We start from the raw sequence: 15,362 nt of genomic DNA on the forward strand, positions 1-15,362 counted from the left end.
CCGGGGCGCACGAAGTGCGAACCCGGAATCTCGAGATCCCGGGTTCGATGCTTCGCATCGCCCCGGAATGACGGCTACTTCGTCGCGTCCGCCGGCAGGCTCGCCAGCAGCGCCTGTAAGGTCGACAGCGTCGAGTGATCGGCGATGCCGTCCAGCCGCGCCGGGCGGAAATGGCGCTGGAAGGCGGTGACGACTTCCATCGTGGCAGCGTCGTACTTGCCGTTCAGGGGCACGCCATAGCCGTACCTTGCGAGCGCCTGCTGCATGCTCAGCACCGCGTCGCTGATGGTGCCGAGCAGCAGGCTGTCGCCGCGGACGATCGGCGCGGGCGTCACCCAGTGGCCGACGCCGGAATTGGCCAGCGAATGCCACGGAAACTTCTCGCCGGGATCCTTCTTGCGGGCGGGCGCGACGTCGGAATGGCCGAGCACCCGGTGCGCCGGCACCTTGCGGCGGAGCATGATGCCGCGGCACAGCGCGATCACGGCGGCGATCTGGCGCAGCGGAAACTCAGGATAGCCCCAGTCATGGCCGCGATTGATGATCTCGATGCCGATCGAACAGGAGTTGATGTCGTCTTCGCCGGCCCAGGAGGAGACGCCCGCGTGCCAGGCTCGCTTCGATTCAGGGACGCATTGCACGATGCGGCCGTCCTCGAGCACGACATAATGCGCCGACACTTCGGTGCCGGCGGTGCAGAGGCGCGCCAGCGCGCCTTCGACATCGGGCATGCCGGTGTAGTGCAGCACGATCATGTCCGGCTGCCGTCCCTTGGTGCGCTCGCCATGGTTCGGGGAGGGGATGATGTCGGAAACGATCGAGGAATCGGGCTCGAAGGTGCGCAGGCCCGCCACGGTCTTGGGAACCGGGAGAACGCGTTGACGCTTCGAATCAGATCCAGGCGTGGACGAACCCGAGGGCATGAGCAGCTCAAATGGACGGAGAGTGGGGCAAGCCCTTCTCTTTACTATTCCTTTACCCTCCATCGCGCGCAATCGCGCGGCGCGGTTAACGGATTCATTTTGGCAATGTGTGTGGATGACGCATCACCCATCGTCGCCTTTTCCACTTGTCACGAACCGAGCAACGCTTTCTTAACGCTAAGGGCCGTTACTGAGGGATGAAGAGCCGACCCGCGTCCGGAGGCGGCCAAAGCGTATTTTGGCTCGAAATCCCATGGCTGCCCGACAAATTCCACTGGGAACACTGGGTTTGTGGCCCGGGACGGCCAGGCTCGGTAACCATGCTGGACAGGGGCTTTGTCGTGGAACCGCCGCGACGCGCAATGATTCGAGGCGTTATGGGCTTGTTCGGCCCCGATCCCGCTTGGGTATCTCGCCCGGCCGTCGGCAGGCGTCGCGCATGAGTTCGGTTCCGCATATCCCGGTTCTTGGCCGCGAGGCCATCGCGCATCTCGCCCCGCGCGAAGGCGGCGTCTATGTCGATGCCACCTTTGGCGCCGGCGGCTACAGCCGCGCGATCCTGGAGGTGCCGGGAACCCGATTGATTGCCATCGATCGGGACCGCACCGCGATTGCCGGCGGTGCCGAACTGGTCGAACGCGCCGCGGGCCGGCTGACGCTGGTCGAGGACCGCTTCTCCAACCTTGCCGAGGTCTGCGCCGCGCATGGCGTCGATGGCGTCGACGGTGTCGTGATGGATGTCGGGGTGTCCTCGATGCAGCTCGACCAGGCCGGCCGCGGCTTCTCCTTCCGCCTCGACGGTCCGCTCGACATGCGGATGGGGCAGACAGGTCCGACCGCGGCCGACGTCGTCGCGCGCGCCTCGGAAGGCGATCTCGCCGACATCATCTATCTGTTCGGCGAAGAGCGGCATTCGCGCCGCATCGCCCGCGCCATCGTCGCGGACCGGCAGGAAACCCCGTTCACGACCACGCGCGCGCTCGCCGATCTCGTCGGCAGGGTGGTGCGATCGAAGCCCGGCGACATTCACCCGGCGACACGGACGTTCCAGGCGCTGCGCATCTTCGTCAACGAGGAGCTCGAGGAGCTCCAGACCGCGCTCGCTGCGGCCGAGCGTGTGCTCAAGCCCGGCGGCCGCCTCGTCGTCGTCTCGTTCCATTCGCTGGAAGACCGCATCGTCAAGAATTTCCTCTCCGAGCGTTCGAAGACCGGCGGCGGATCGCGGCATCTGCCGGAAGTCGCGCAAATTGCGCCGAGCTTCCAGCTGCTGACGCGGCGGCCGGTCGTCGCCGGCGAGGACGAAGTTGCGCACAATCCGCGCGCGCGCTCGGCAAAGCTGCGCGCGGCCGAGCGCAGCTCGGCGCCGGCGCATGAGACTGATGAGGCATCGTCCTGGCCGAAGCTCGCCGACGTGATGAGGGGCGGCTAGCACATGCGCATCATCCACCTCCTCGTCATCGGTGCGCTGATCTTCGCAGCCGCCCATGTCTACCGGATCAAGATGGACTCCACCGCGCGCACCGAGAAGGTGCTGCGGCTGCGTGCGGAGATCCGCGAGCAGCGCGATGCGATCGCGGCGCTGCGGGCCGAATGGGCCAAGCTCGATGCGCCCCACCGCCTGCAAGGCCTGTCCGACCGGCATCTGCACCTCAAGCCGGTCAACGGCACGCAATATGATTTGCTGAAGAACCTGCCGGAGCGTCCGCCCCGGATGTTCAGGCCGGGCGAGCCCGATCCGATCGGGGCCATGCTCAAGACCATCGAAGCCGCGAGCGATCCTGATACGGTGACGGGCTCCGTGCCTCAGCCCGAGGACAAGCAATGAGCCCGGCAACGCCTGCAAAACCCATCGAAAAGCTGGCCGAAAAGTCGACCGAGCCTTGGCGGCGGCGGCTGATCCGAAGCCTGCTCTACGGGCGCAACGTCGATCGCGCCGCGAAGGCGCGCGCGCGTGTCGGCCTCGCCATGCTCGCCTTCGCTTCGGTCTATGCCCTGATCGGCGGGCGGCTCGTGATGTTCGCGATCGGCGCCGACGCCCACAGCGCGCGCCGCGCCGCGGCGCAGGAGGTGGTTGCGACCGCGCGGCCCGACATCGTCGATCGCAACGGCGCCATCCTTGCCACCGACGTCAAGGCGGCGAGCCTGTACGGCGAGCCGCGCCGCATCATCGACAAGGACGAGGCGATCGAGCTCCTGACCGCGACCATTCCCGACCTCGACGAGGCCGAGGTGCGCGAGCGTCTGAGGACGCGCAAGGGCTTCGTCTGGCTCAAGCGCGAGGTCACGGCGGCGCAGCAGCAGGCCGTCCACAAGCTCGGCATTCCCGGCATCGGCTTCCTGCGCGAGAACAAGCGTGTCTATCCGACCGGCAACGAGGTCGCGCACCTCATCGGTCTCGTCAACATCGACAACCAGGGTATCGCCGGCCTCGAGAAGTGGCTCGACAATCAGGGGCTCGCCGACCTCCACCGCGCCGGCTTTGCCACCGACCGGTTGCAGAAGCCGATCGAGCTCGCGGTCGATCTGCGGGTCGAGCATGCGCTGCGCGACGAGCTGTTGAAGGCCAAGGACAAGTTCCGCGCCAAGGCCGCCTCAGGCCTCGTTTCCAACGTCAAGACCGGCGAGATCGTAGCGATGGTGTCGCTGCCGGATTTCGATCCCAACAATCCGAAGGAAGCGCACGACCCCGACCGCATCAACCGGCTGACCACCGGCGTCTACGAGATGGGCTCGACGTTCAAGGCGTTCACGCTGGCGATGGGGCTCGATTCCGGCAAGATCAATCTGAACTCGATGTGGGACGCGCGCGGCAACCTGCACTACGGCAAGTTCACCATCCACGACAGCCATCCGCTCGGGCGCTTCATCAACACCAAGGAAGTGTTCACCTACTCCTCCAATATCGGCGCGGCGCGGATCGCGCTCGGCCAGGGTGTCGAGGCGCACAAGGCGTTCCTCGCCAAGATGGGCCAGATGACGCGGCTGCGTACCGAATTGCCGGAGAGCGCGGCGCCGCTGCTGCCGCGGCGCTGGAGCGAATTGAACACGGTGACCGCTGCGTTCGGCCAGGGGCTGTCGGTGGCGCCGCTCCAGGCGGTGATGGGCATCAACGCGCTGGTGAACGGCGGCCATCTGATCCCGCCGACATTCCTGAAGCGCAGCGAATCCGAAGCCATGGCGATGGCCAAGCGCGTCATCAAGCCGGAAACCAGCGACAAGATGCGGTTCCTGATGCGGCTCAATGCCGAAGTCGGTTCGGCGAGAAAGGCGGACGTCAAGGGCTATTACGTCGGCGGCAAGACCGGCACGTCCGAGAAGGTCGTCAACGGTCGCTACGCCAAGAAGCGCGTGCTCAACTCCTTTACCGCCATCCTGCCCTGCGACGATCCCAAATATCACGTCCTGATCATGCTGGACGAGCCGCAGGCACTGCCCGAAACGCATGGTTTCATCACCTCGGGCTGGAACACGGCGCCGACCGCCGGCAAGGTGATCGAGCGCATCGCGCCGCTTCTGGGGGTCGAGCCACGGTTTGACCTGCCGCCTGCGGAGCGCCTTATTCTTGCAGCATCCAGGACAACCCAGTAATCAACCGGGTGGGCCATCGCCGCCGCTGAGTCGGGATTTTCCCCCGGCGATTCAGCTTTCCGGCAGGGCATGTCGACTGGAAGACCATGAAGCTGCGCGACCTCTTGGGTCAGGACGTCAAGGGCAATGATGCCGCGATCGAGCCCGCCGCTGCGGCGCTCGAGGTGAGCGGCGTTGCGCTCGACAGCCGCGCGGTCCAGCCGGGCAATCTCTTCTTCGCGCTCGCAGGCAGCAAGACCGACGGCGCCCGCTTCGTCGATGCCGCGATTGCGGCAGGCGCGGTGGCCGTCGTCGGCGACCATGCACCGGACGCCTGCAAGGTGCCGTTCATCGCTGTCGCCAATCCACGCCGCGCGTTGGCACTTGCCGCGGCCAGATTTTTCCCGGCGCAGCCTGCGACGATCGCCGCAGTGACTGGAACCAGCGGCAAGACCTCGGTCGCCGCGTTCACGCGCCAGATCTGGGAGCGGCTCGGGTACGCCTCCGCCAGCATCGGCACCATCGGTCTCGTGTCGCAAAAGCGCACCGTCTATGGCTCGCTGACCACGCCGGATCCGATCGCGCTGCACCGGCAGCTGGACGAGATCGCGCGCGAGGGCGTCACGCATCTCGCCTTCGAGGCGTCTTCGCACGGGCTCGACCAATATCGCCTCGACGGCGTGCGCATCTCGGCCGGCGGCTTCACCAATCTCTCGCGCGACCACATGGATTACCATCCGACCGTTGCACATTATCTCGCGGCCAAGCTCCGCCTGTTCCGCGAGCTGGTGCCGCCTGATGGCGCGGCGGTGATCTCGGCCGATCATGATTGCTCGGCGGAGGCGATCGATGCGGCGATATCGCGCGGCCTGCGCGTCATGGCGGTCGGCCGCAACGGCGATGGTGCCGGCGAGGGCATCCGCCTCACGGAGGCCGTGGTCGAAGGCTTCTCGCAAAAGCTCACGGTCGAACATCGCGGCAGGGCTTACGCGATCCGGCTGCCGCTGGTCGGCGAATTCCAGATCGAGAACGCGCTGGTGTCGGCCGGCCTTGCCATCGGCACCGGCAGCGATGCTGAAAACGTGTTTGCAAGCCTCGAACATCTCGAAGGCGCCAAGGGCCGGCTCGAGCGCGTCGGCGAGCGCAACGGCGCGCCGATCTTCGTCGATTATGCGCACAAGCCCGATGCGCTCGCGAAGGCGCTGCAGGCGCTGCGGCCTTATGCGAAGCGCAGGCTGGTCGTCGTGTTCGGCGCCGGCGGCGACCGCGATGCCGGCAAGCGTCCGATCATGGGCGAGATCGCGGCGGAGAACGCCGACGCCGTCATCGTCACCGACGACAATCCGCGCAGCGAGAAGCCGGAAGCGATCCGCGCCGCGATCCTCGCCGCCGCCAAGGGCGCGCGTGAGATCGGCGACCGCGCCGAGGCGATCCGCGCCGCGATCGAGGACTTGCAGGAGGGCGATGCGCTGCTCATCGCCGGCAAGGGCCACGAGACCGGGCAGATCGTCGGCGGCGAGGTGCTGCCTTTCAGTGATCACGAGGCGGTCGCCGCCGCACTAGCGTCGAGGGTTGCATGAGCGGGCCAATATGGACGGTTGCCGAGGTCGCGCGCGCGCTGGGCGTCGCCGGATCGTTCCCGGATACGGCAATCGATTTCGTCACGCAGGACAGCCGGCTGGTGAAGCCGGGCAGCCTGTTCGTCGCCCTCAGCGGCACGCCGAGCGGCGGCTTCGTCTCGGCTTTCGCCAGCGCGCGCGACGGCTGGGAGTTCGCCGACAAGGCGGAAGCCGCAGGCGCAGTGGCGATGATCGTGCCGCACCAGATCGCGGGCATCCGCATCCCCCAGATCGTGGTCAAGGACACGCTGATCGACGGCCTCTGGGGCCTCGCGCGCGCCGCACGCGCGCGCTTCAACGGCCCGGTGATCGGGCTCACCGGCAGCGCCGGCAAGACCAGCACCAAGGAATTCATCGCCGCCTATCCGAACGCCTATGCCAGCCCCTCGAGCTTCAACAATTTCTGGGGCGTGCCGCTGACGCTGTGCAATGCCAGGCGGGACGCCAGCCTCTGGGTCGTCGAGATGGGCATGAACCAGAAGGGCGAGATCGCCCGTCTCAGCGAGCTGACGCAGCCGACCGTCGCGCTCGTCGTCAACGTCCAGCCGGTGCATCTTGAAAAGCTCGGCTCGCTCGAAGCCATCCGGCGCGAGAAGGTATCGGTCGCGCTCGGACTGCCCGAGAACGGCGTGCTGGTGCTGCCCGCCGGAATCAAGGCTTCCGAGTGGAAGGGCAAGGTCGTGCGCTTCGGCGGCGAGCATGCCGAGGTGCACGAGGTCGCGCACGCGCCGCACGGCGAGAGCTGGCAGGTCGTGGCCGCGATCGGCAAGAAGGAGATCGCCTTCAGCCTCACCCCTGGCGCGCCGCACCGGGTGCACAATGCGCTGGCCGCGCTCGCCGCCGTTCACGCCGCGCATCTCGACGTCGCGACGCTCGCGATCAAGCTCGACCGCGTCGGCATCATGACCGGCCGCGGCGTCGAGCAGGCGGTCGGCGACGTCACCGTGATCGACGACAGCTTCAACGGCAATCCGGCCAGCGTGGCCGCGGCGCTGCAAAGCCTGCAGGCGCGCAACATGAGCGGCGGCCGCCGCATCGCGATTCTCGGCGACATGCTCGAGCTCGGCGCGGACGCAACGAGCTATCACACCGGCCTTGCCAGCCACCTCGACGGCATCGACGGCGTCTATTGCGTCGGGCCGCTGATGCGCCACCTGTTCGACGCATTGCCCTCGGGCAAGGGTCTCGGCTGGCACGACGATCCCGCCACGCTGAAGCCGGACGAGGTCGCAAAGCTGCTGAAGGCAGGCGACGTCGTGGTTGTCAAGGGCAGCAAGAAGATGTTCTGGGTCAACAAGTTTGTGCCGGGGCTGGTGGCCGCCTTGCAGGCAAAGGCGTAAACTGCTTGGAAGGCGCCGTTCCCGAATCCCACCCTCTGCGGCGGGAGCCGTCCGTTTCCCGAGACGCGCGGCCGTGACGAACCAGCGAACGCGCATGAGGCACCTGGACGTGCAATGGCGCCATAGGACCGTCTGAATGTTTTACTGGCTGATCGAGCTTTCCAACACATTTCCGGGCTTCGGTGCCTTTCGCACCTTCCTGAACGTCTTCCGCTACATCACCTTCCGCACCGGCGGCGCCATCGTCACCGGCGCGCTGTTCGTGTTCCTGTTCGGCCCCTGGATCATCGATCACTTGCGCATTCGTCAGGGCAAGGGCCAGCCGATCCGCACCGACGGTCCGCAATCGCATCTTTCCAAGAAGGGCACGCCCACGATGGGCGGGCTGATGATCCTGTCCGGGCTCACGGTCGGCACCGTGCTGTGGGCCAATCCGCTCAACCCCTATGTCTGGATCGTGCTGGCGGTGACGCTCGGCTTCGGCTTCGTCGGCTTCTATGACGATTACCTCAAGGTGACCAAGCAGACCACGACCGGGTTCGGCGGCAAGCTGCGCCTGCTGATCGAAGCCGTGATCGCGCTGGTCGCTTGCTATGCGCTGGTGCGGCTCAACCGCGACCCCGCCTCGACCGCGCTGACGATTCCCTTCCTGAAGGATACCGTGCTGCATTTCGGCTGGTTCTTCGTTGTCTTCGGCGCCTTCGTCATCGTCGGCGCCGGCAATGCGGTGAACCTCACCGACGGCCTCGACGGTCTCGCCATCGTGCCGGTGATGATCGCCACCGCGAGCTTCGCGATGATCGCCTATCTCACCGGCAATCTGGTGTTCGCCGACTACCTCCAGATCAAATATGTCGCCGGCACCGGCGAGCTCGCGGTGCTCTGCGGCGCGCTGCTCGGCGCCGGGCTCGGCTTCCTCTGGTTCAACGCGCCGCCGGCCTCGATCTTCATGGGCGACACCGGCTCGCTCGCGCTCGGCGGCATGCTCGGCGCGATCGCGGTCGCGGTGAAGCACGAGATCGTGCTCGCCGTGATCGGCGGATTGTTCGTGCTCGAGGCGGTTTCGGTCATCGTTCAGGTCGTGTCCTTTAAGCTCACCGGCAAGCGCGTGTTCGCGATGGCGCCGATCCACCATCACTTCGAGCAGAAGGGCTGGACCGAGCCGCAGATCGTGATCCGATTCTGGATCATCTCGGTGATGCTGGCGCTCGCCGGCCTCTCGACGCTGAAGCTGCGGTGATGGTGGTCGCGGCGATTCAAGTTTGCCGTCATTCCGGGGCGACGCGCCAGCGTCGAACCGGAATCTCGAGATTCCGGGTTCTCGCTTCGCGAGCCCCGGAATGACGGAGAAGAAATCATGATCCCGATTACGTCCTTCGCCGGCAAGACGGTCGCGGTGTTCGGCCTCGGCGGCTCCGGGCTCGCCTCCTGCCATGCGTTGAAGGCCGGCGGCGCCGAGGTGATCGCCGCCGACGACAATGCCGAGAACGTCGCCAAGGCCGCGCAGGCCGGCTTCATCACCGCTGATTTACGCTCTGTGTCGTGGGCCAATTTTGCCGCGCTCGTGCTCGCGCCCGGCGTACCGCTCACCCATCCGGTGCCGCACTGGAGCGTGCTGAAAGCGCGCGAGGCAGGGGTCGAGGTGATCGGCGACATCGAGCTGTTCTGCCGCGAGCGGCGCCGCCATGCGCCGGATGCCCCGTTCGTCGCCATCACCGGCACCAACGGCAAGTCGACCACCACGGCGCTGATTGCCCATCTGACCAAGGTCGCCGGCTACGACACCCAAATGGGCGGCAATATCGGCACCGCGATCCTGTCGCTGGAGCCGCCGCGCATGGGCCGCGTCCACGTCATCGAGATGTCGTCCTACCAGATCGACCTGACGCCCTCGCTCGATCCCTCCGTCGGCATCCTGCTCAATGTCAGCGAGGATCACATCGACCGTCACGGCACGATCGAGCACTACGCCGCGGTGAAGGAGCGCCTCGTTGCCGGCGTGCAAGGCGGCGGCACCTCGATCGTCGGCGTCGATGACGGCTATTGCCGCGATATCGCCGACCGGCTCGACCGCGCCGGCAAGAACGTGGTGCGCATCTCGGTCAAGAACCCGCTCGCGTCGGGCATTTACGTCGAGCACGGCACCATCGTGCGCGCCGCGGGCGGCGCCCGCAGCGAGGTCGCCGCCCTCGGCGGCATCGGCTCGCTGCGCGGCCAGCACAACGCGCAGAACGCGGCCTGCGCGGCTGCTGCCGCGCTCGCCATGGGCATCAGCCAGGACGTGCTGCAGAACGGCCTGCGCAGCTTTCCGGGCCTTGCCCATCGCATGGAGCAGGTCGGGCGCCGGGGCAACGTGCTGTTCGTCAACGACTCCAAGGGCACCAACGCGGATGCCACCGCGCACGCGCTGTCGTCGTTTTCGGAGATCTTCTGGATCGCTGGCGGCAAGCCGAAGGCGGGCGGCATTACGAGCCTCACCGGCTTCTTTCCCCGGATCCGCAAGGCCTATCTGATCGGCGAGGCCGCGCAGGAGTTTTCGGGCACGCTCGGAACGGTCCAGCACGAGATCAGCCAGACCCTCGACGTTGCGGTCGAGCACGCCGCGCGCGATGCGGAAGCGTCGGGCCTCACTGATGCCGTCGTGCTGCTGTCGCCGGCCTGCGCCTCGTTCGACCAGTACCGTAATTTCGAGATCCGCGGCACCAAGTTCCGCGAACTGGTGCAGGCGCTGCCGGGTGTGCAGCCGGTGGTGTGAGCTGCGTAGGACGGGTGGAGCGAAGCGAAACCCATCGTTCTCGCGGTCTATTGATGGGTTTCGCTTCGCTCTACCCATCCTACAACTCCAAACATCCGCACTTCCTTAACCCTGCGGTAACCAACCTCGGCGACCAATGAACGACCTCTGTCCGAAAGCGGCCGCCCATGCTCTCCCGTGAAGAACGCACCCCCTTTTCCGAGTGGTGGTGGACCGTCGACAAGCCGCTGATGGGCGCCATCCTGGGGCTGATGCTGACCGGCGTGATCCTGTCGCTGGCGGCGAGCCCCCCGGTTGCGACCCGCATCGGGCTCGATGCCTTCCATTTCTTCAGCCGCCACGTGCTGTTCCTGGTGCCGTCCTGCATCGTGCTGCTCGGGGTGTCCTTCCTGTCGCCGCGCGCGATCCGCCGCTCGGCGCTGATCATCTTCGCGGCGAGCATCGTCCTGATCGTGCTAACGCTCGCCATCGGCCCCGAGGTGAAGGGGTCGCGACGCTGGATCACGCTGCTGGGCGTCAACATCCAGGCCTCCGAGATCGCAAAGCCGTCCTTCGTCGTGATCGCGGCCTGGCTGTTCGCGGAATCGACCAGGCGCCCGGAGATGCCGGCGACCTCGATGGCGGTGGTGCTGCTCCTGATGCTGGTCGCGCTGTTGGTGATGGAGCCGGATTTCGGCCAGACCATGCTGGTCCTGATGGTGTGGGGCTCGCTGTTCTTCATCGCGGGCATGCGGATGATCTGGGTGTTCGGCCTCGCGGGTCTCGGCGCGGCCGGCCTGTTCAGCGCCTATCTGTTCGTTCCGCACGTCGCGGGGCGCATCAAGCGCTTCATGAACCCGGCCTCCGGCGACACCTTCCAGGTCGATACCGCCATGGAGGCTTTCTACAACGGCGGCTGGTTCGGGCTCGGACCGGGCGAGGGTATTGCCAAGCGCAGCCTGCCGGACAGCCACACCGACTTCGTCTTCGCGGTCGCGGGCGAAGAGTTCGGCATCATCCTGTGCCTTGCGATGCTGGCGCTGTTCGCCTTCGTCGTCATGCGCACGCTGTCGCGCGCCTATGCCAACGAGGACATGTTCTCGCGCTTTGCGGCCTCTGGGCTCGCGATCCTGTTCGGTGTGCAGGCGGCGATCAACATGTCGGTGAACCTGCAGCTCATCCCCGCCAAGGGCATGACGCTGCCCTTCATCTCCTATGGCGGCTCCTCGATGGTCTCGCTCGCCTATGGTGTCGGCATGATGCTGGCGCTGACGCGGCTGCGCCCGCGCACCGAGGTCGAGGCGAGCGGCCACGCCGAGGCGATGCGCAGTTACGCCTGAGCCGTCATTGCGAGGAACGAAGCGACGAAGCAATCCAGGCTGTCGCCGCGGAGGTCGTCTGGATTGCTTTGCGGACCCTGTCATCGGGCCGCGCTTTGCGCGGACCCGGTGGCTCGCAATGACGAGAAAGACCCTGTAAAACTCCCTCATTATGGACACGTCCCACCTGATTCTTCTCGCCGCGGGCGGCACCGGCGGCCATCTGTTCCCGGCCGAGGCGCTCGGCGTCGAATTGATCCGGCGCGGCTATCGCGTCCGCCTCGTCACCGACGAGCGCGCGCTGCGCTATAGCGGGCTTTTCAGCAAGGACATGATCGACGTCGTCAGAAGCGAGACCGCGCGCGGGCGCAATCCGTTCCAGCTCGCCTATGCCGGCCTCACGCTCGCTGCCGGCACGTTGTCGGCCTACGCGCTGATCAAGCGGTTGAAGCCCGTCGCCGTCGTCGGCTTCGGCGGCTATCCGACGCTGCCGCCGCTGGTCGCGGCGAAATTCGCCGGCGTGCCCGGCATCATCCACGACGCCAACGCCGTGCTCGGCCGCGCCAACCGGTTCCTGTCGAGCCGCGTGCGCGCCATCGCGACGTCCTTGCCCGGCGTGCTCGATCGCGATCCGGCGCTGGCAGGCAAGACGACGACCGTCGGCACGCCGATGCGCCCCGCGATCCTCGCGGCCGCTGCGGTGAAATATGCCGCGCCCGAGCCGAACGGTCCGCTGCGTCTGCTCGTCGTCGGCGGCAGCCAGGGCGCGCGCATCATGGCCGATATCGTGCCCGGCGCGATCGAGCGGCTCGAGCCTGCGCTGTGGAGCCGTCTCGTTCTTACCCAGCAGGTGCGCGAAGAGGACATGAGCCGCGTCCGCGCCGTCTACGACAAGCTCAAGCTCAAGGCCGAGCTCGCGCCGTTCTTCACGGATCTGCCAGCGCGGCTCGCCTCCAATCATCTCGTGGTATCGCGCTCCGGCGCGGGTACCGTGGCCGAGCTCGCCGCGATCGGCCGGCCCTCCATCCTGGTGCCGCTGCCCGGCTCGATCGACCAGGACCAGTTCGCCAATGCCGGCGTGCTGGCCAAGGTCGACGGCGCCATCCGCATCCCGCAAACCGAGTTCAGCTCCGACCGGCTGGCGTCCGAAATTTCTGGCTTCGCCGCCGAGCCGGCACGGCTTGCCGCCATGGCGGCAGCGGCGAAGGGGGCGGGGCGGCTCGATGCGGCCGAGCGGCTGGCGGATCTCGTGGTCAAGGTCGCGGGAATCTGACGCTTGTTCCGGCCCGAATGGCCAAAAAAGTCACTTGTCATGCCCCGCGAAAGCGGGGCATCCAGTATCCGACGCAGTTGATTTGAATCTCTGGCGTCGCGGAGTACTGGATCGTCCGCCTTCGCGGACGATGACCCCAAGGAAACCACATGAGACTGCCGCGCGAGATCGGACCCATCCACTTCGTCGGGATCGGCGGCATCGGCATGAGCGGCATCGCCGAGGTGCTGGTCAATCTCGGGTACGCCGTGCAGGGCTCCGATGCCGCCGACAATTACAATCTCGACCGTCTGCGCAAGAAGGGTGCGAAAGTCTCGGTCGGCCACAAGGCCGAGAATGTCGACGGCGCCGAGGTCGTGGTCGTGTCTTCCGCGATCAAGCGCGACAATCCGGAACTGATGGCCGCGCGCGAGAAACGCATTCCCGTGGTGCGCCGCGCCGAGATGCTGGCCGAGCTGATGCGGCTGAAGAGCTGCGTCGCCATCGCCGGCACGCACGGCAAGACCACCACGACGACGATGGTCGCAACGCTGCTCGACGCCGGCGGGCTCGACCCGACCGTCATCAATGGCGGCATCATCAATGCCTACGGCTCCAACGCGCGGCTCGGGGCAGGCGACTGGATGGTGGTGGAAGCCGACGAGAGCGACGGTACCTTCCTGAAGCTGCCGACCGATGTCGCCATCGTCACCAATGTCGACCCCGAGCATCTCGATCACTTCAAGACCTTCGAGGCGGTGCAGGACGCTTTCCGGCATTTCGTCGAGAACTTGCCGTTCTACGGATTTGCCGTGATGTGCATCGATCATCCCGTGGTGCAGAGCCTCGTCGGCAAGATCGAGGACCGCCGCATCATCACCTATGGCGAGAATCCGCAGGCCGATGCGCGGCTGGTCGATCTCACCGCGGGCGGCGGCGGCTCGAAATTCAAGGTCGTGATCCGCGACCGCAAGAGCGATGCCGTGCACGAGATCGCCGACCTCGCTTTGCCGATGCCGGGCCGCCACAACGCCTCGAACGCGACGGCGGCGATCGCGGTTGCGCACGAGCTCGGCGTGTCGGACGAAGCGATCCGCAAGGCGCTGGCCGGCTTCGGCGGCGTCAAGCGCCGCTTCACCAAGACCGGCGAGTGGAACGGCGTCACCGTGATCGATGACTACGGCCATCACCCCGTGGAGATCGCAGCCGTGCTGAAGGCCGCGCGCGATTCCTACACCGGCAAGGTGATCGCGGTGGTGCAGCCGCATCGCTACACCCGCCTGCAATCGCTGTTCGAGGAGTTCTGCACCTGCTTCAACGATGCCGATGCGGTCGTCGTCGCCGACGTCTATGCCGCCGGCGAAGCGCCGATCGAAGGCATGGACCGCGATCATTTCGTCGCCGGCCTGCGCGCCCACGGCCATCGCGAGGTGATCCCGCTGCCGGCGGCCACCGAGCTTGCCGGCATCGTCAAGGAGCTGGCGAAACCAGGCGATCTCGTCGTGTGCCTGGGGGCAGGCAACATCACGCAATGGGCGTATGCGCTGCCGGACCAGTTGAAGGCGCTGGGGTAGCGCGGTGGCATTTCCCGACATCACCCCTTCACTCAAAGCCGCGATGCCCGAGCTTCGCGGGCGGCTGCTGGCGAACCAGTCGCTGGCCGAGCTCACCTGGTTTCGCGTCGGCGGTCCAGCGCAGGTACTGTTCACGCCGGCGGACGAGGACGATCTCGCTTACTTTCTCGCGCATCTCGCCTCCGATATTCCCGTCTACGTCATCGGGGTCGGCTCCAATCTGATCGTGCGCGACGGCGGCATTGCCGGCGTCGTCATTCGTCTCGCGCCGCGCGCCTTCGGCGAGGCGACTGCGAGCGGCGACATCGTCACCGCCGGCACGGCGGCGCTCGACAAGCGCGTGGCGGAAGTTGCGGCCTCCGCCAATATCAGCGGGCTCGAATTCTATTTCGGCATTCCCGGTACGATCGGCGGCGCGCTGCGCATGAATGCCGGCGCCAATGGCGGCGAGACCAAGGACGTGCTGATCGAGGCGAGGGGCGTCGGGCGCGACGGCACCAAGCACGTCTTCTCCAAGGCCGAGATGAAGTTCGTCTACCGCAGCAGCGGCGTCGATGCCTCCATCATCTTCACCTCCGCGCGCTTTCGCGGCGAGATCAGGGACGCGGAGGCGATCCGCGCGCGCATGGCGGAGGTGCAGAGCCATCGCGAGACCGCGCAGCCGATCCGCGAGAAAACCGGCGGCTCGACCTTCAAGAATCCGCCCGGCCATTCCGCCTGGAAGCTGATTGACGCCGCCGGCTGCCGCGGCCTGCGCGTCGGCGGCGCACAGGTTTCGGAGATGCACTGCAACTTCCTGATCAACACGGGCGATGCCACCGCGCACGACATCGAGACGCTGGGCGAGACGGTACGTGCACGCGTGAAAGCGAATTCCGGAATCGAGCTACACTGGGAAATCAAGCGGATCGGGGTTTCCGCGTGAGTGTCTTTCCGGGGCTCGCGAAGCGAGAGCCCGGAATCCATCGGGCGGCGGCGCTGGTGGATGAATGGATTCCGGGCTCGCGACTTTGTCGCGCCCCGGAATGACAAAT

The 15,362-nt window shown here is 66.6% G+C and carries 12 protein-coding genes; 11 read left to right on the top strand and 1 reads right to left on the bottom strand.

What is annotated here, in order from left to right; genetic code table 11:
• Positions 1-74: 74 nt before the first annotated feature.
• Complete coding sequence (locus P0R31_RS02565) at positions 75-845, bottom strand: N-acetylmuramoyl-L-alanine amidase (RefSeq protein WP_430516788.1); 771 nt, start codon at positions 843-845, stop codon at positions 75-77.
• A 517-nt stretch (positions 846-1,362) separates the two neighbouring features.
• Here P0R31_RS02565 and rsmH point away from each other — a divergent pair.
• The 11 genes from rsmH to murB all read left to right on the top strand — a co-directional run bounded on the left by rsmH (position 1,363) and on the right by murB (position 15,253).
• Positions 1,363-2,352, top strand: a complete 990-nt coding sequence (gene rsmH / locus P0R31_RS02570) for a 16S rRNA (cytosine(1402)-N(4))-methyltransferase RsmH (RefSeq protein ID WP_275512715.1) — start codon at positions 1,363-1,365, stop codon at positions 2,350-2,352.
• A gap of 3 nt (positions 2,353-2,355) precedes the next feature.
• Positions 2,356-2,748: a cell division protein FtsL gene (gene ftsL, locus P0R31_RS02575; protein ID WP_128263717.1), complete on the top strand. Its 393-nt coding sequence runs from the start codon at positions 2,356-2,358 to the stop codon at positions 2,746-2,748.
• On the top strand, positions 2,745-4,511 hold the full coding sequence (locus tag P0R31_RS02580) for a peptidoglycan D,D-transpeptidase FtsI family protein (protein ID WP_275512716.1): 1,767 nt from the start codon (positions 2,745-2,747) through the stop codon (positions 4,509-4,511). Before ftsL ends, P0R31_RS02580 begins: the two co-directional genes overlap by 4 nt.
• An 86-nt stretch (positions 4,512-4,597) precedes the next feature.
• Complete coding sequence (locus P0R31_RS02585) at positions 4,598-6,070, top strand: UDP-N-acetylmuramoyl-L-alanyl-D-glutamate--2,6-diaminopimelate ligase (protein ID WP_275512717.1); 1,473 nt, start codon at positions 4,598-4,600, stop codon at positions 6,068-6,070.
• On the top strand, positions 6,067-7,449 hold the full coding sequence (locus tag P0R31_RS02590; RefSeq protein WP_275512718.1) for a UDP-N-acetylmuramoyl-tripeptide--D-alanyl-D-alanine ligase: 1,383 nt from the start codon (positions 6,067-6,069) through the stop codon (positions 7,447-7,449). Before P0R31_RS02585 ends, P0R31_RS02590 begins: the two co-directional genes overlap by 4 nt.
• Positions 7,450-7,585: 136 nt before the next feature.
• A complete protein-coding gene (mraY, locus tag P0R31_RS02595; RefSeq protein WP_036003524.1) occupies positions 7,586-8,689 on the top strand; it encodes a phospho-N-acetylmuramoyl-pentapeptide-transferase in 1,104 nt (367 codons plus the stop codon).
• A gap of 117 nt (positions 8,690-8,806) precedes the next feature.
• On the top strand, positions 8,807-10,204 hold the full coding sequence (gene murD / locus P0R31_RS02600) for a UDP-N-acetylmuramoyl-L-alanine--D-glutamate ligase (protein WP_275512719.1): 1,398 nt from the start codon (positions 8,807-8,809) through the stop codon (positions 10,202-10,204).
• 167 nt (positions 10,205-10,371) lie between these two features.
• Positions 10,372-11,523, top strand: coding sequence for a putative lipid II flippase FtsW (gene ftsW / locus P0R31_RS02605; RefSeq protein ID WP_275512720.1), 1,152 nt, complete (start codon positions 10,372-10,374; stop codon positions 11,521-11,523).
• 151 nt (positions 11,524-11,674) lie between these two features.
• The gene (gene murG / locus P0R31_RS02610) at positions 11,675-12,775 is read left to right on the top strand and encodes an undecaprenyldiphospho-muramoylpentapeptide beta-N-acetylglucosaminyltransferase (RefSeq protein ID WP_430516784.1); all 1,101 of its coding nucleotides are present in this window, start codon (positions 11,675-11,677) and stop codon (positions 12,773-12,775) included.
• 149 nt (positions 12,776-12,924) lie between these two features.
• Positions 12,925-14,328 carry a UDP-N-acetylmuramate--L-alanine ligase gene (gene murC / locus P0R31_RS02615; protein WP_275512721.1) on the top strand — a complete coding sequence of 468 codons (1,404 nt, stop codon included), beginning with the start codon at positions 12,925-12,927 and terminating at the stop codon, positions 14,326-14,328.
• Positions 14,329-14,332: 4 nt separating this feature from the next.
• Positions 14,333-15,253 (top strand): UDP-N-acetylmuramate dehydrogenase, encoded by a 921-nt coding sequence (gene murB, locus P0R31_RS02620; protein ID WP_275512722.1) that lies wholly within the window; start codon positions 14,333-14,335, stop codon positions 15,251-15,253.
• Positions 15,254-15,362 lie beyond the last annotated feature (109 nt).

The sequence above is a fragment of the Bradyrhizobium yuanmingense genome (genome assembly GCF_029167105.1).
Classification (GTDB): Bacteria; Pseudomonadota; Alphaproteobacteria; order Rhizobiales; family Xanthobacteraceae; genus Bradyrhizobium; species Bradyrhizobium yuanmingense_A.